This is a genomic window from Streptomyces sp. NPDC055025, from assembly GCF_053608565.1.
Window position 1 is genome coordinate 1 of record NZ_JBSGVS010000053.1, and the last position, 16,115, is coordinate 16,115.

Consider the following 16,115-nt stretch of genomic DNA (forward strand, 5'->3'; position numbering starts at 1 on the left):
GAATTAGGCGCACCGCGGCTCCGTCTTTTCGTGCGGGCAGCGAAGAATAAGCCGCGCTATTCCTATTCTTTGTATACGGCGAGAATGTTAAGTGCGAGCACTCGTGGTGTTTACAGCATGTTGCGAAGCCCTCACCTTTTCCCGGCCGCGCTCGGCTCGGCGCAGCCGGTGCACCGCCGCCGTGCGCTCCGCGTGCAGGGCGGTCAGGGACCGCGCGCGCTCCGCGTCGCCGCGCGCCACCGCGTCCACGATCGCGCCGTGCTCCGCCCAGGACTCCACGGGATGCGCGGGCTGGTCGACCACATACATCCAGGCGATCTTGTGCCGGAGCTGGGTGAGCGGGGCGGTGAGCGCCGGACTCCCCGACGCCTGTGCGAGCGTCTCGTGGAACCAGGCGCCGAGCGAGCGCAGATCCTCGCCCTGGCCCCGCCTGGCCCGCTCCTGCCCCAGTCTGACCAGGCCACGGAGCACCTTGAGATGGGCCTCCGTACGGCGCTGGGCGGCGCGGGCAGCGCCCAGCGGCTCCAGGAGCTGCCGCACCTCCAGGAGATCGGCCGCCTCCTGGTCCGTCGGCTCGGCCACACACGCGCCGACATGGCGGCGGGTGGTCACGAAGCCCTCGGACTCCAGCGTCCGCAGGGCCTCGCGCACCGGGACGCGGGAGACGCCGTAGCGCCGCGCGAGCTGCTCCTCGGTGAGCCGGCCGCCCCGTTCGAATACACCGGAGACAATGTCGTCGCGGATCGCCGTGCATACCGAGTGCGCGGGAATGCGCATGTCCGAACCTCCGACTTAATCCGCGCGAAACGCTGCCGATCGACGCCTGTTCCGTGACTCTATTGCAATCAACGCGGATTTCCGATGGGTGCCCGGAATCAATAGATATCTTTTGGCCAGCGTCCGGCTTCGGTCAGACGTTCACACCGTGTGCGCGCAGATAGGCGACGGGGTCCATGTCGGAGCCGTACTCCGAGTCGGTCCTGGCCTCGAAGTGGAGATGCGGTCCGGTCGCGTTGCCGCTCGCGCCGGAGAGACCGATCCGCTGTCCCGGGGCGACGGTCCCGCCGGCGGAGACGGCGATCGAGGAGAGATGGCCGTACTGGGTGTAGGTGCCGTCGGTCATCCGGAGCACGATGTTGTTGCCGTACGCGCCGCCCCAGCCGGCCTCGACGACGGTGCCGGCGCCGACGGCCACCACCGGGGTCCCGGACGCCGCGCGGAAGTCGACGCCCGAGTGGCTGCCGGAGGACCAGAGCGAGCCGCCGGTCCGGTAGCCGGTGGTGACGTACGAGCCGGCGACGGGGAGCCGGAAGGTGTTGAGGCGCCTGCGCTCGGCGGCGCGGGCCGCGCGCTGCCTCTCCACGCGGATCTCCTTGGCACGGGCCTCGACCGCCCGCCGGGCCTCGGCCTCCGCCCTGGCCCGCGCGGCGGCCTGGTGCTGGGCCTCGGCCTGGGCGTCGATCGCGTCGGCGAGGGAGTCACCGATGACCAGGGCCTGGGCCAGCCCGGTCCGTCCGGGGGCCCGGGTGTCCGGCTCGGCGGCGTGCGCCGGGGCGGCCAGGGCGCTGATGACACCTGTCGCGGTGAGCGTCGCGGCGCCGGCGGCGCTCATGCCTCTGCGAGTACGACGGCTCCGGGCACGATGCTTGCCGGTGGCACGGGTGAACGCCATGTAGCGGTTGGTCCTTTCCCTCCTTCTCGCCTACCGGGACAGAGGGTGGGAGCAGGAAGGTCTCCTACGGACACCTCGGCGCGGGTGTGCGCCAAGGCGTCCGATTCACCCCGGGGACTGCGTGTGGGTCCCCGGCTCCCCAGGCTCGCGCCTGACGGGGACTCGGCGATGGCTGTCCGATGCCGCGGTCGCGGCGGGGTACTGGCGAACAGCCGGACCGACGCTAAGCGGCTCATCTTTCAATCACCAAATGGACAGGGTGTTTTGTAGCGCACACCACAGGGCAGACAGGCAACCTCCCCACTAAAGCGGACATATGAGGAAACCCCGGTGACGTGTGTCACCGGGGTTTATCTCACCGACGGATTTATCGTTACCGGGCTTATCGGGCTTACCGAGCGGAGCTCCAGCGATCGGAATCGGTCACCGGTGACCGTTCGGTCAGCCGATCGGACAGCCGGACCGGTCAGCCGGAGACGACCGTCACTTCTCCGATACCGAGAGCCGTGACCGGCTCCTTGATCTGCTCGGCGTCCCCGACGAGCACGGTGACGAGCCGGTCCACCGGGAAGGCGTTGACGGCCGCGGCCGTCGCCTCGACCGTGCCGGTCTCGGCCAACCGGGCATAGAGCTGTGCCTGGAAGTCGTCCGGGAGGTGCTGCTCGACCTGGTCCGCCAGCGTGGCGGCGACCGAGGCGGCCGTCTCGTACTTCAGCGGCGCCACGCCCACCAGATTCTGGACGGCCACATCACGCTCGGCGTCGGTGAGACCGTCGGCCGCGAGGGTGCGCAGCACCTTCCAGAGGTCGTCCAGCGCCGGACCCGTGGACGCGGTGTCCACGGAACCGCTGATGGCGAGCATCGCGGCGCCCGACGGCCCGCCCGGCTCCGAGGGGGCGGAGGAGCGCAGCACCTGCCCGAAGGCCCGCACCCCGTAGGTGTAGCCCTTCTCCTCGCGCAGCACCCGGTCGAGCCGGGAGGTGAGCGTGCCGCCCAGACAGTAGGTGCCGAGCACCTGGGCGGGCCAGACGCGGTCGTGCCGGTCGGGACCGATGCGGCCGATCAGCAGCTGCGTCTGGACGGCTCCGGGCCGGTCCACGATCACCACGCGGCCGGTGTCGTCGGCGGTCACGGGCGGTACGGGGCGCGGCTCGGCGGTGTCACCGGTCCAGGTGCCGAGGGTCTCCGCGAGCACCTCGTCCAGATCGACACCGGTGAGATCGCCGACGACCACGGCGGTGGCCGTGGCGGGACGCACATGCGCCTCGTAGAAGGCCCGGACGGCCGAGGCGTCGATGCGCTCCACCGTCTCCTCGGTGCCCTGGCGCGGCCGGGACATCCGTGAGGCGGCGGGGAACAGCTCCTTGGAGAGCTGCTTGGCGGCGCGGCGGCCCGGGTTGGCGGTCTCGTGCGGGATCTCGTCGAGCCGGTTCCGTACGAGCCGCTCGACCTCGCTGTCCGCGAAGGCGGGGGCGCGCAGCGCCTCGGCGAGCAGGCCGAGCGCCTTGGGCAGCCGGGAGACGGGAACCTCCAGGGAGATCCGTACCCCCGGGTGGTCCGCGTGCGCGTCGAGCGTGGCGCCGCAGCGCTCCAGCTCGGCGGCGAACTCCTCGGCGCTGTGCTTGTCGGTGCCCTCGGAGAAGGCGCGCGCCATGATCGTGGCGACACCGTCGAGCCCCTCGGGCTCGGCCTCCAGCGGGGCGTCGAGATTGATCTCGACGGCCACCACCTGCTGTCCCGGGCGGTCGCAGCGCAGCACCGTCAGGCCGTTCTCGAGCGCACCGCGCCCGGGGGCGGGGAAGGCCCAGGGCCTGGCCTCGCCGGCGGTCGGCTGCGGATGGAAGTCCATGGTCACGGCAGCGTCGCTCACTGGTCCGTCCCCTCGTGCTCGTCGGTCTCGTCGCCGGCCGTGCGCGCCGCGTCGGCGGCGTCCTCGGAGGCGAGCGGTTCGTACACCAGCACCGCCCTGTTGTCGGGGCGCAGCCGTGCCGCGGCGACGGCGCGCACCTCCTCGGCGGTGATGTCCAGCACGCGCGTGACGGCCGTCAGCGCGAGCTGCGGGTCGCCGAAGAGCACCGCGAACCTGCACAGCTCGTCGGCGCGGCCCGCGACCGTGCCCAGCCGGTCCAGCCACTCGCGCTCCAGCTGGGCCTGGGCCCGCTCCATCTCCTCGGCGGTCGGTCCCTCGGCGGCGAGCCTGGCCAGCTCCTCGTCGACGGCGGCCTCGATCTGCGGGACCTCGACCCCGCCGGACGTCTTCACGTCCAGCCAGCCGAGGGAGGGGGCGCCCGCCAGACGCAGCAGTCCGAAGCCCGCGGCGACCGCGGTCCGGTCCCGGCGCACCAGCCGGTTGTGCAGCCGGGAGGACTCGCCGCCGCCGAGGACGGTGAGCGCCAGATCGGCGGCGTCGCACTCGCGTGTGCCGTCCTGCGGCAGCCGGTAGGCGGCCATCAGCGCGCGCGCCGGGACCTCCTCGTGGATCTCCTCGCGCAGCTCCCCGCCGATGGTGTCGGGCAGCGTGCCGTCGCGCGGCGGCTGCTTGCCGTCGTGGGACGGGATGGAGCCGAAGTACTTCTCGACCCAGGCGAGCGTCTGCTCGGGGTCGATGTCACCGACGACCGAGAGCACCGCGTTGTTCGGCGCGTAGTTCGTGCGGAAGAACGCGCGGGCGTCCTCCAGCGTCGCCGCGTCCAGGTCGGCCATCGAGCCGATCGGGGTGTGGTGGTACGGATGGCCCTCGGGGTAGGCGAGCGCGGTCAGGCGCTCGAAGGCCGTGCCGTACGGCACGTTGTCGTAGCGCTGGCGGCGTTCGTTCTTGACGACGTCCCGCTGGTTCTCCATGGACTCCTCGTCGAGCGCGGCGAGCAGCGAGCCCATCCGGTCGGCTTCCAGCCAGAGCGCCAGCTCCAACTGGTGGGTGGGCATGGTCTCGAAATAGTTCGTCCGCTCGAAGCTGGTGGTGCCGTTCAGCGAGCCGCCGGCGCCCTGCACCAGCTCGAAGTGGCCGTTCCCCTTCACCTGGGCCGACCCCTGGAACATCAGGTGCTCGAAGAGGTGGGCGAGTCCCGTACGGCCCTTGACTTCATGGCGTGAGCCGACGTCGTACCAGAGGCAGACCGCGGCGACCGGGGTCAGGTGGTCCTCGGAGAGCACCACGCGCAGGCCGTTGGCCAGGCGGTGCTCAGTCGCTGTCAGGCCGCCGGAACCGGCCTGCGCTGTGGCCGTGTGACCCATGGGCATGTACGTCCCTTCGATCGCGATATGGAGAAGTCCTGCCACTGTATGCAAGCGTGCCGACACCTGGCGAAGTTCCCGGGTGTCACACCCGCGCCGGACGTCCCGGCCGATGTCCCGGCGGACGTCCCGCCGGACATCTCGGCGGACGCCTCTCCAAGGTCGCGCGGGGGCCTCTCGGAGATCTCTCGGGAGTCGCTCGGGAGTCGCTCGGGGGCCTGTGGGAGGCCCCGCGCCGCGTCCCCAACGACGGGTCGAGGTCGGCGTTGTCACTGGCTCGGTCCACAATGGTCGGCGTCAGCTAGAGAAGTTGCCGTACAGGACCTGTGAAGGAGCCGCAGCAGCGATGGCCCGCCGCAGCACGAAGACCCCGCCGCCGGAGGACTTCGAGGAGAAGATCCTCGACATCGACGTGGTCGATGAAATGCAGGGCTCCTTCCTCGAGTACGCGTACTCGGTGATCTACTCCCGGGCCCTGCCGGACGCCCGGGACGGCTTGAAGCCGGTGCACCGCCGCATCGTCTACCAGATGAACGAGATGGGCCTGCGCCCCGACCGCGGGTATGTGAAGTGCGCGCGTGTCGTCGGCGAGGTGATGGGCAAGCTCCACCCGCACGGCGACGCGTCGATCTACGACGCGCTGGTCCGGATGGCACAGCCGTTCTCGATGCGGCTGCCGCTGGTCGACGGACATGGCAACTTCGGCTCGCTCGGCAATGACGACCCGCCGGCCGCGATGCGCTACACCGAGTGCCGGATGGCCGACGCCACGTCACTGATGACGGAGTCGATCGACGAGGACACCGTCGATTTCGAGCCGAATTACGACGGCCAGGAGCGAGAACCGGTCACGCTTCCCGCCGCCTACCCCAACCTCCTGGTCAACGGCGCCTCCGGCATCGCGGTCGGTATGGCGACGAACATGCCGCCGCACAATCTGGGGGAGGTCGTGGCGGCCGCGCGCCATCTGATCAAGCACCCGGCCGCGGACCTGGAGACGCTGATGCGTTTCGTCCCGGGTCCCGATCTGCCCACCGGCGGCCGGATCGTCGGACTGACGGGGATCAAGGACGCGTACGAGAACGGGCGCGGCACCTTCAAGATCCGGGCCACCGCGACGGTGGAGGACGTCACCCCGCGCCGCAAGGGTCTGGTCATCACGGAGCTGCCCTTCACGGTCGGTCCCGAGAAGGTCATCGCGAAGATCAAGGACCTGGTCTCCGCGAAGAGGCTCCAGGGCATCGCGGATGTCAAGGACCTCACGGACCGCTCGCACGGACTGCGCCTGGTCATCGAGATCAAGAACGGCTTCGTGCCCGAAGCGGTGCTGGAGCAGCTCTACAAGCTGACGCCGATGGAGGAGTCCTTCGGTATCAACAATGTGGCGCTGGTGGACGGCCAGCCGCTGACACTGGGGCTGAAGGAACTGCTGGAGGTCTATCTGGACCACCGGTTCAACGTCGTGCGCCGCAGGAGCGAGTTCCGGCGGACCAAGCGGCGCGACCGGCTGCATCTCGTCGAGGGCCTGCTCGTCGCGCTCATCGACATCGACGAGGTCATCCGGCTGATCCGGTCCAGCGACAATTCGGCGCAGGCCAAGGAGCGGCTGATCGAGCACTTCTCGCTGAGCGACGTCCAGACGCAGTACATCCTGGACACCCCGCTGCGCCGGCTCACCCGCTTCGACCGGATCGAGCTGGAGAGCGAGCGCGACCGGCTCAACGGCGAGATCGACGAGCTGACCGGAATCCTGGATTCGGACACCGAGCTGCGCAAGCTCGTCTCGACCGAACTGGCCGCGGTGGCGAAGAAGTTCGGCACCCCCCGGCGCACGGTGCTGCTGGAGTCGGCCGGTTCCTCGGTGACCGCGGTGCCGCTGGAGGTGGCGGACGACCCGTGCCGGGTCCTGCTCTCCTCGACCGGTCTGCTGGCCCGTACGGTCAACGGCGAGCCGCTGGAGGGCGGCGACGGCAGGCGCGTCAAGCACGATGTGATCATCTCGGCCGTGCCCGCGACGGCGCGCGGCGATGTCGGCGCGGTGACCTCGGCCGGACGGCTGCTGCGGATCTCGGTGATCGATCTGCCACAGCTCCCGGACACCGCCTCGGCGCCGAATCTCTCGGGCGGGGCTCCGGTCTCGGAGTTCCTCGCGCTGGAGGGCGACGAGGAACTGGTCTGTCTGACCACACTCGACGAGTCGTCCCCGGGCCTCGCGCTGGGCACGCTCCAGGGCGTGGTCAAGCGGGTGGTCCCCGACTTCCCCGCCAACAAGGACGAGTTGGAGGTCATCACCCTCAAGGAGGGCGACCGTATCGTCGGCGGAGCGGAGCTGCGCACGGGCGAGGAGGATCTGGTCTTCATCACCTCGGACGCCCAACTGCTGCGCTACCAGGCCTCGCAGGTACGGCCCCAGGGCCGCCCCGCAGGCGGTATGGCGGGTGTCAAGCTGACCGAGGACGCCACGGTGATCTCCTTCACGGCGGTGGACCCGGCGGCGGACGCCCTGGTCTTCACGATCACGGGCTCGCACGGCACGCTGGACGACTCGGTACGTACGGCCAAGCTCACACCGTTCGACCAGTACCCCCGCAAGGGCAGGGCGACGGGCGGTGTGCGCTGCCACCGGTTCCTGAAGGGTGAGGACATGCTCGTGCTGGCCTGGGCCGGGGCGAGCCCGGCGCGGGCGGCGCAGAAGAACGGCGCTCCGGTGGAGCTGCCGGATCCCGATCCGCGCCGGGACGGTTCGGGTACGCCGTTCACCCTGGCGGTAGAGGCACTGGCCGGGCCCGCGCACTGACGGACGAGGGCCCGGGATCGCGGGCCGGGATCCCGGATCCCGGATCTCCTGTCCGGCTGACGCTACGGCTGGTCCGGGGCGGCGGCCGGGCCCTCGGGCCCGGCACCGGCTCCAGGCCCGGCCCCGGCGGCAGACCCGGGCTCGGCCGGGTCGGGTACGTAGCGCAGGACGCCCCACATCGCCCGGTCGTCGACGGGGGCGTCCGGGGGGCCTGACTCCTCGCAGACCGCCAGCTCCTTGAGCAGCGCGTCGCCGTCGATGCCGGAGCCGATCAGTACGAGCTGGGTGCGGCGCTCCTCGTCGCGCGCCCAGGGCTCCGGGTAGAAGCGCAGAAACCGGCCGACCGCGTGCAGGGCGTACCGATTGCCCGGATCGAACGCGCCGAAGTCCACGAACCCCTTGATCCGGTAGAGCCCTTCGGGCCGGGAGTCGAGGAACTCCATGAGCCGGCGCGGGTTCATCGGAGCCCGCGCGGTGTACGAGACGCTCTCGTACACCGCGTGGAGATGGCCCTCGTGGCCGTCGCTGCCGTCGCTGCCGCCGTCGCCGTCCGCGTGACCCTCGCCGTCCGCGTGACCCTCGTGTGAGGTTTCCCCGTACAGCAGATCCTCGAAGGAGAGCTGACGGACCTTCTCCTCCTCCGCCGGCACGACGGCCGGGTCGAACAGCAGCTCCGGATCGATCCGTCCGTACGAGGCGGAGATCACGGGTGTCCCGGACGTGAGCCCTCCGATGGCGGCCAGGACGCGCCGCCGCTCCCGCTCCGCCACCCGGTCGGTCTTGTTCAGGACCACGAGATCGGCGATCGCGAGATGCCGGTCGATCTCGGGATGGCGCTCCCGGGTGGCGTCGAACTCGGCCGCGTCGACGACCTGGACCAGTCCCCCGTACACCGTGCCCGGATGGTCCCCGGCCAGGAGCATCCGGACGAGTTCCCGCGGCTCGGCCAGTCCGCTCGCCTCGATGACGATGATGTCGATCCGGGCCGCGGGCCGGCTGAGCCGCTCCAGATAGGTGTCGAGTTCACTCGCGTCGACGGCGCAGCACAGACAGCCGTTACCGAGCGAGACCGTCGAACCGACCTGTCCGGCCACCGTCATGGCGTCGATCTCGATGGCGCCGAAGTCATTGACGACCACCGCGATACGCCGGCCCGCGCGGCGCCGCAGAAGATGGTTGAGCAGGGTCGTCTTACCGGATCCCAGAAAGCCGGTGAGGACGACCACCGGGATCTGCTGCCTGCTCACGAATGCGCCTCCGTGCCGCGTGGGGGGGGTCGAGTCGGTGCCGTCCCGCTCAGCAGGCCGGGACCGGCTGGGGCGGGGGCGGTCCCGCGTAACGGGCCGCCGGGCGGATGATCTTGGAGTCCTCCGCCTGCTCCAGGATATTGGCGCTCCAGCCGACAACCCGGGCCGGGACCCACGCGCCGAGGCGCTGTTCACCGTGCTGCGGGAGGTGCCGGGGGCAGGTCCCGTGCTGACGGCGGCGCGGGAGGTGGAGGCGACCACCGCGCGCCAGGCGCCCCTGCACGCCAATGTCGACCTCGCGCTCGCGGCGCTCTCGGTGACCGCGGGGATGCCGGCCGAGGCGGGCGAGACGGTCTTCGCCGTGGCCCGTACGGCGGGGTGGATCGCGCACGCGCTGGAGGAGTACGGGGAACAGCCGCTGCGGCTGCGCCCGAGCGGCCGGTACAACGGCCCCCGTCCGCCCGGTGACCTGCCCGGAGCGGGGAGGCTCTGAGCGGACGGATCCCGGACGGACGGGAGACCGAGCGAAAGGCCGGCCGGGCGGGCGACGGCGACCGCTTCACACGGCCCGGCCGACCACAGGTCCCGTTGCGGTCGGCCGGGCGCGGACCCGGGGCCCGGCGCGAACACCGGACCCGGGCAGGAGTGGGCCCTCGCCCCAGGGCGGGACCCCGTGCGCGGGCCCGGCCGGCCGCGGGTCCCGACCGGGCGCGGGTCGGCCGGGCGCAGGCCGACCGAGCACGGGCCGACCGGGCAGCCGACCGGGCGCGGACCCCGTTCGACGCGGCCCCGTTCGACGCGGGCGCCGCTCAGGGCGGTGCCGGTCCCGAGGCGCGCGCTGGTCCCGACGTGGGCGCCGGTGCCCGTCAGGCCTGTAGCCAGGCCGCCGTGTCCTGGGGCAGGCGGCCGTTGCCGTCCAGCGGGCCGCTCAGGAGCAGAACGCCGGTGTGGGCCGGGAGTTCGGCCGCTTCCTCGCCGAAGTTGACGACGCAGATCAGCCCGTCCGTACGGGTGAAGGCCAGCACCCCGGGGGCCGCCTCCAGCCAGCTCATCGGTCCGTCCCCGAAGCCCGGTACGGTACGGCGCAGCCGCAGGGCCTCGCGGTACAGCGTGAGCATCGAGCCGGGATCACCCGACTGGAGATCTGCCGCGTACGAGGACCACGACTCCGGCTGCGGAAGCCAGGGTTCGTTCTCCGAGCCGAAGCCCGCGTGGGGCGCGTCGGACGTCCACGGCAGCGGCACCCGGCACCCGTCGCGTCCCGGATCCGTACCGCCGGAGCGGAAGTGCATCGGGTCCTGGATCCGGTCGAGCGGGATCTCCACCTCGGGCAGCCCCAGCTCCTCGCCCTGGTAGAGATAGACGGCGCCGGGGAGCGCCAGGGAGAGCAGCGCCGCGGCGCGGGCCCGCCGCGTACCCAGCTCCGTGTCGGTCGGGGTCCCGAACTCCTTGGCCGCGAAGTCGAAGCCGCTGGCCTCACGCCCGTACCGGGTGACGGTACGGGTCACATCGTGGTTGCAGAGCACCCAGGTGGCGGGGGCGCCCACCGGCGCGTGCTCGGCGACCGTCGTGTCGATCGCGGAGCGCAGCAGGTCCGCGTCCCAAGGACAGGCGAGGAAGGTGAAGTTGAACGCGGTGTGCAGTTCGTCGGGGCGCAGATACCGTACGAAGCGCTCGGTGTCGGGCAGCCACACCTCCCCGACGAAGATCGCGTCGTACTCGTCGGCGATGGCACGCCAGGACCGGTAGACGTCGTGCAGTTCGTCCCGGTCGACGAAGGGGTGCGGGTCACGGCCGACGGTGAAGTCCGGCAGGGCCGGGTCCTTGGCGAGCAGCGCGGCCGAGTCGATCCGTACGCCCGCGACGCCCCGCTCGAACCAGAAGCGCAGGACGTCCTCGTGCTCCTGACGTACCGCGGGATGCGCCCAGTTGAGGTCGGGCTGCTCGGTCGCGAAGAGATGCAGATACCACTCCCCGTCGTCGAGCCGGGTCCAGGGCGTGCCGCCGAACTCGGAGATCCAGTCGTTGGGCGGGATCTCGCCGTTCTCGCCGCGTCCCGTCCTGAAGTGGAACAGGTCGCGCTCGGGGCTGCCGGAGCCCGCCGCCACCGCCGCCTTGAACCAGGCGTGCTGGTCGGAGACATGGTTGGGCACGACATCGATGATCGTACGGATACCCCGCTCCCGCGCCTCGGCGATGAGCTTCTCGGCCTCCGCGAGGGTGCCGAACGCCGGGTCGATGGTGCGGTAGTCCGCGACGTCGTAGCCGCCGTCGGCGAGCGGGGACAGATACCACGGGGTGAACCAGAGGGCGTCCACGCCCAGTTCCACGAGATACGGCAGCCTGGCCCGTACGCCGGCGAGATCACCGGTGCCGTCACCGTCACCGTCGGCGAAGCTGCGTACGTAGACCTGGTAGATGGCGGCGTTCCGCCACCAGTTCTTGTCGGCGGGCTCCAGAGGGGCAGGGGAGGGCTGTCTCACAGTGCGAAGCCTTCTGCGTCGAGGTGAGGGGGGTGGGCCGGCGCGGGGCTGGTCAGCCCTTGGTACTGCCGGCGCTGATGCCGGCGATGATGTGCCGCTGGAACACCAGGAACATCAGGACCATCGGAATACTGGCGATCACCATGGCGGCGATCAGCACCGAGAGCGGGATGTTCTGGGAGAGCTGGACGAGCGCCACGCTGATGGGCTGCTTGTCGGTGTCCGAGAAGACCATCAGGGGCCAGAGGAAGTCCTGCCAGACGGCCACCAGCGCGAAGATGGACACCACGCCGAGCACCGGTCTGGACATGGGCAGCAGGATCGACCAGAGCGTACGGAGCTTTCCGGCGCCGTCGATCTCCGCCGCCTCCAGCACATCGCGCGGGATCTGGTCGAAGAACCGCTTGAGGAGATAGAGGTTGAAGGCGTTGGCGACGGCCGGGAGCCAGATGCCGAGCGGATCGTTGAGCAGACTGGTGTGGATCAGCGGCAGATCGGCGATGGTCAGGTACTTCGGTACGAGCAGTGCCTGGGCCGGGACCATCAGGGTGGCCAGGATGCCGCCCAGGATGATCTTCCCGAACGCGGGCTTCAGCTTGGACAGCGCGTAGGCCGCCGCCGTACAGAAGACGAGCTGGAGGATCCAGGCACCGGCGGCCTGCACCACCGTGTTCCACAGATGCGTCGGGAGCTGCATCAGATCCCAGGCATCGGTGTACGCGGTGAGGGAGAAGGACTCCGGGACCAGTGTCGGCGGCGTCTGGACCAGCTCGTCGGGGGACTTCATGGCGCCCGAGGCCATCCAGTACACCGGGAACAGGAAGGCCAGGACGAAGGCGAGGACGACCCCGCCGAAGACGGTCCAGTAGAGGGTCTTGCCGCGGGTGCTGGCGAGCGCGAGCGGCGAGACGAGGGTCCGTACGGCCGGGCCTCGCGTCGTGCGCCGGGCGGCCTCTTCGGGCGCGGGGGGTGCCTGCCGGGGAGGCGGCGCGATCTGGGTCATGGCGCTGCGCTCCTCTCAGTCGTCGGTGCGGGTGACCCGCAGATAGAGGGCGGAGAAGAGACTGAGCACGATGAGCAGCATCACGCTCAGGGCGCAGGCCCCGCCGAAGTCGTTGTAGAGGAAGGCGTACTTGTAGATCAGATAGAGGATGGTGACCGTGGAGTTCTCCGGCCCGCCGCCGGTGATCACGAAGGGCTCCGTGAACACCTGCATCGTGGCGATGATCTGGAGCAGCATCAGCATCAGGATGATGAAGCGCGTCTGCGGGATGGTCACATGCCGCACCCGCTGCCAGATGTTGGCGCCGTCCAGCTCCGCCGCCTCGTAGAGCTCCCCCGGGATGCCCTGGAGCGCGGCGAGATAGATGAGGACCGTGCCGCCCATGTTCGCCCAGGTGGCGACGATGACCAGGGACAGCAGCGCGGTGTCCGCGCCGTTGGTCCAGTTCGAGGTGGGCAGATGGAGGAAGCGCAGTGCCTCGTTGGCGAGACCGGCGCCCGGATCGTAGAACCACTTCCACAGCAGGGCGCTGACCACCGGCGGGATCATCACCGGGAGATAGACGACCACGCGGAAGAACGATTTCGCGTGGCGCAGCTCGTTGAGGACGAGCGCCATCACGAACGGCACCGCGAAACCGATGAGCAGGGCGATCAGGGTGAAGGTGAGGGTGTTGCGCCAGGCCGCCCCGAACTCCGGGTCATGGAAGACCTGGGTGAAGTTGTCGGTCCCGACCCACTCGGGGGCGGATCCGGGGGTGTACTTCTGGAAGGCGATGATCACCGCGCGGATCGCCGGGTACCAGGAGAACAGCGCGAAGCAGAGCAGGCCGCCGATCAGGAAGCCGTAGGCGCGTACCTGGTGGGAGAGCCGGCGCGCGAGCGGGCTCGCGGACCGGCGGCCCGCCGGGCGCGGCCCCGGGGTGGCGGGCGGCGCTGCGGCGGACCGGTGGGGGGCCTGGACAGTCTTCATCGGTGCGTCAGCCTCAGCCTCGGGACAGGATTCCGTCGATCTTGGACTGCGCGTCCTTCAGGAGTCCGTCGATGTCGGCGTCCTTCTTGGTGAGGACCGCGGAGACCGCTCCGTCGAGGACCGAGTAGATCTGCTGGGCCTTCGGCGGCTCCAGCTTCGCGGTGAGCTGCTGGCTGCCGTCGAGGAAGGCCTGGTAGTTCTCCACCGGTACGTTGGCGTACTGCTTCTTCAGCTCCTGGTCCTTGGCGTCCGTCGCGCCCGTCCACAGCCGGGGCTCGGGGAGGCCGACCGGGGCCTTCAGATCGGACGCGCGCTTCCAGTTGTTGAGGCCGGTGCCCGGGGCGTTCGTCTGGTACTCCAGCCACTTCAGGCCGGCCTTGATCTGCTCGGGGGAGGCCTTCTTGCTGAACATGTAGCCGTCGCCGCCGATGAGCGTGCCCTTGCCGCCGGGCATCGGGGCGAGCGCGAGGTCCTCGTACTTGCCGCCCTTCTCCTTCACCAGGATCGGGATGTTGTCCGGGGCGGAGATGTACATGCCGAGCTTGCCCGAGCCCATCATCTGCTGGACGTCGTTGAGGATCAGGAGCTGCTTGGTGCCCATGGAGTTGTCGGTCCAGCGCATGTCCTTCAGCGTCTGGAGGACGGCCTTGCCGGCCGGGCTGTCGACGCTCGCCGACTTGCCGTCGGGGCTGACGACATCGCCGCCCTGCGAGTACATCTCCGCGGTGAAGTGCCAGCCGCCCTGGTTCTGCGCGCTGTAGTCGGCGTATCCCACATAGCCCTTGCCCAGTTCCGCGATCTTCTTGGCGGCGACGCGGACCTCTTCCCAGGTGGCCGGGGGCTTGGTGGGGTCGAGGCCGGCCTGCTCGAAGAGCTTCTTGTTGTAGAGGAGGCCCATCGAGTAGTTGGTGCGCGGAATGCCGTAGACCTTGCCGTCGACGGTGTAGACGTCGCGCAGCGACTGCTGGATGTCGCTGTAGCCCTTCATGTCCTGCACATAGGACGTGATGTCCGCGGCCTGGTTGATGTCGACGACGTGCTTGGCGTCCGTGAAGTACGTGTAGAAGACGTCTTCCATCTGACCGCCGGCGAGCTTGGCGTCGAAGGTCTTGGGGTCCTGGCACGGGAAGGCGTCGCGTCCGACGACATCGATGGTCGGGTTCGCCTTCTCGAACGCCTTCATGTCGTCCTCGAAGCTCTGCCGGTCGATCTTGGCGCTCTTCGGAGGCATGCAGTTGACGGTGATACGCGTCTTGCCCCCCGCGGTGTCCTCACTGTCCGAGCCGCACGCGGCCAGTCCAGTCAGGGCGAGCGCGGAGGCTATGGCTGCGGTACAGGTACGGCGGAACCCGGAACTTCTCATCGGTGGGACCCCTCTTGCGGCAGGAGCGTGGCAAACCCACAGCTTCATCGCTGTGTGGCGGCGCTCACTCAACCACTAACTACGGATGACCGCAATATGTCGCCCCGATTTCGCAAATACTTGACAGTGAGCTGCATGTGGCGATTTCATCCCGAGCGGGCCCTCCCACACAACGGGACCTGCGCGGACGCCGGCGGAGACATGCGCAAACGCCGACGGGGCCCAACAAGTGGGCCCCGTCCGGGTGTTGTCCGACCGGCCCGCCCGAGGCGGGTCCGGGTGGCCGCTCAGGCGTCGGCGGACGCCTCCGCGGGCGTCTGGCGGGGCGCCTGCGCGGTGGAGCCCCGTACCACCAGCTCCGGCTCGAACAGCAGCTCTCCGGGGGGTACGGCACCGCCCTGGATCTGGGCGTTCAGCATCTCGACGGCCGCCCTGCCCATGGCCTCGATGGGCTGGCGCACGGTGGTCAGCGGCGGCTCGGTGCAGTTCATGAAGGCGGAGTCGTCGAAGCCGACGACCGACACCTCGCGCGGTACGTCGAGACCGCGCCGGCGTGCGGCCCGTACCGCCCCCAGGGCCAGCGGATCGCTGGCGCAGATGATTCCGGTGACCCCCCGGTCCAGCAGGCGCGAGGCCGCCGCCTGGCCACCCTCCAGGGAGAACATGGTCCGCTCGATGTACGCGTCGGGAAGCTGCGCCTTGGCGGCCCGCGCCGCCGCGAGCGCGGCGGCGAGCTTGCGCCGGGAGGGCACATGGTCGGACGGGCCGAGCACCAGGCCGATGCGCTCGTGGCCGAGCGAGGCGAGATGGCGCCAGGCCTGCTCCACGGCGACGGCGTCGTCGCAGGAGATACAGGGGAAGTCGAGGTTCTCGATCGGTGCGTTGATCAGGACGACCGGAATCTTGCGCTCGGCGAGCTGCCGGTAGTGGTCGTGCGGGGCGTCCGCCTGCGCGAACAGTCCGCCCGCGAAGACCACCCCGGAGACCTGCTGCTGAAGCAGCAGCTCCACATAGTCCGCCTCGGAGACCCCGCCCTTGGTCTGGGTGCAGAGCACGGGCGTGAGGCCCTGCTGGGCCAGCGCTCCGCCGATCACCTCGGCGAACGCCGGGAAGATAGGATTCTGCAGTTCCGGCAGCACCAGACCGACGAGCCGGGCCCGCTCCCCGCGAAGCTGCGTCGGCCGCTCGTAGCCGAGAACGTCCAGCGCGGTCAGCACCGACTGCCGCGTGGCCTGCGAAACTCCGGGCTTGCCGTTGAGCACCCGGCTGACCGTGGCCTCGCTGACCCCAACCTTCTTCGCCACCTGAGCAAGTCGTCGCGTCATACACGCAAGACTATCGCAA

General features: G+C 70.2%; 12 protein-coding genes, 1 pseudogene and 1 riboswitch. Of the genes and pseudogenes, 2 read left to right on the forward strand and 11 right to left on the reverse strand.

From position 1 onward, the window contains the following. Window positions 1–87: 87 nt before the first annotated feature. The 4 genes from ACWGDX_RS28340 to ACWGDX_RS28355 form a co-directional block, all read right to left on the reverse strand. Window positions 88–777: a GntR family transcriptional regulator gene (locus ACWGDX_RS28340; protein ID WP_453630019.1), complete on the reverse strand. Its 690-nt coding sequence runs from the start codon at window positions 775–777 to the stop codon at window positions 88–90. Window positions 778–910: 133 nt separating this feature from the next. Further along, window positions 911–1,672: a M23 family metallopeptidase gene (locus ACWGDX_RS28345; RefSeq protein WP_453630020.1), complete on the reverse strand. Its 762-nt coding sequence runs from the start codon at window positions 1,670–1,672 to the stop codon at window positions 911–913. Between the two features lie 12 nt (window positions 1,673–1,684). After that, window positions 1,685–1,850, reverse strand: a riboswitch (cyclic di-AMP (ydaO/yuaA leader). Between the two features lie 288 nt (window positions 1,851–2,138). Next, entirely contained in the window at window positions 2,139–3,521 is a 1,383-nt protein-coding gene (locus ACWGDX_RS28350; protein WP_453630095.1) for a M16 family metallopeptidase, read from the reverse strand. A 17-nt stretch (window positions 3,522–3,538) separates the two neighbouring features. After that, entirely contained in the window at window positions 3,539–4,912 is a 1,374-nt protein-coding gene (locus tag ACWGDX_RS28355) for a M16 family metallopeptidase (RefSeq protein WP_453630097.1), read from the reverse strand. 340 nt (window positions 4,913–5,252) lie between these two features. On the opposite strand from ACWGDX_RS28355, the gene ACWGDX_RS28360 reads away from it, so the two are divergent. After that, complete coding sequence (locus ACWGDX_RS28360; RefSeq protein WP_453630022.1) at window positions 5,253–7,703, forward strand: DNA gyrase/topoisomerase IV subunit A; 2,451 nt, start codon at window positions 5,253–5,255, stop codon at window positions 7,701–7,703. Between the two features lie 62 nt (window positions 7,704–7,765). On the opposite strand, the gene ACWGDX_RS28365 is transcribed toward ACWGDX_RS28360, so the two are convergent. Both ACWGDX_RS28365 and ACWGDX_RS28370 read right to left on the reverse strand, forming a co-directional pair. Continuing rightward, complete coding sequence (locus ACWGDX_RS28365; RefSeq protein ID WP_453630024.1) at window positions 7,766–8,950, reverse strand: CobW family GTP-binding protein; 1,185 nt, start codon at window positions 8,948–8,950, stop codon at window positions 7,766–7,768. Between the two features lie 49 nt (window positions 8,951–8,999). Further along, window positions 9,000–9,119, reverse strand: a pseudogene (locus ACWGDX_RS28370) (citrate/2-methylcitrate synthase); the annotation flags it as partial. A 27-nt stretch (window positions 9,120–9,146) separates the two neighbouring features. On the opposite strand from ACWGDX_RS28370, the gene ACWGDX_RS28375 reads away from it, so the two are divergent. Further along, window positions 9,147–9,443 carry a citrate/2-methylcitrate synthase gene (locus tag ACWGDX_RS28375; protein WP_453630026.1) on the forward strand — a complete coding sequence of 99 codons (297 nt, stop codon included), beginning with the start codon at window positions 9,147–9,149 and terminating at the stop codon, window positions 9,441–9,443. Between the two features lie 373 nt (window positions 9,444–9,816). On the opposite strand, the gene ACWGDX_RS28380 is transcribed toward ACWGDX_RS28375, so the two are convergent. From ACWGDX_RS28380 to ACWGDX_RS28400, 5 genes are all read right to left on the reverse strand, one after another. Next, the gene (locus ACWGDX_RS28380) at window positions 9,817–11,433 is read right to left on the reverse strand and encodes a glycoside hydrolase family 13 protein (protein ID WP_453630027.1); all 1,617 of its coding nucleotides are present in this window, start codon (window positions 11,431–11,433) and stop codon (window positions 9,817–9,819) included. A gap of 52 nt (window positions 11,434–11,485) precedes the next feature. After that, entirely contained in the window at window positions 11,486–12,436 is a 951-nt protein-coding gene (locus tag ACWGDX_RS28385) for a carbohydrate ABC transporter permease (protein WP_453630029.1), read from the reverse strand. A gap of 15 nt (window positions 12,437–12,451) precedes the next feature. Further along, on the reverse strand, window positions 12,452–13,408 hold the full coding sequence (locus ACWGDX_RS28390) for a carbohydrate ABC transporter permease (RefSeq protein ID WP_453630031.1): 957 nt from the start codon (window positions 13,406–13,408) through the stop codon (window positions 12,452–12,454). 13 nt (window positions 13,409–13,421) lie between these two features. Beyond that, the gene (locus ACWGDX_RS28395) at window positions 13,422–14,771 is read right to left on the reverse strand and encodes an ABC transporter substrate-binding protein (protein ID WP_363080874.1); all 1,350 of its coding nucleotides are present in this window, start codon (window positions 14,769–14,771) and stop codon (window positions 13,422–13,424) included. 287 nt (window positions 14,772–15,058) lie between these two features. After that, the gene (locus ACWGDX_RS28400; RefSeq protein ID WP_363080875.1) at window positions 15,059–16,096 is read right to left on the reverse strand and encodes a LacI family DNA-binding transcriptional regulator; all 1,038 of its coding nucleotides are present in this window, start codon (window positions 16,094–16,096) and stop codon (window positions 15,059–15,061) included. Window positions 16,097–16,115 lie beyond the last annotated feature (19 nt).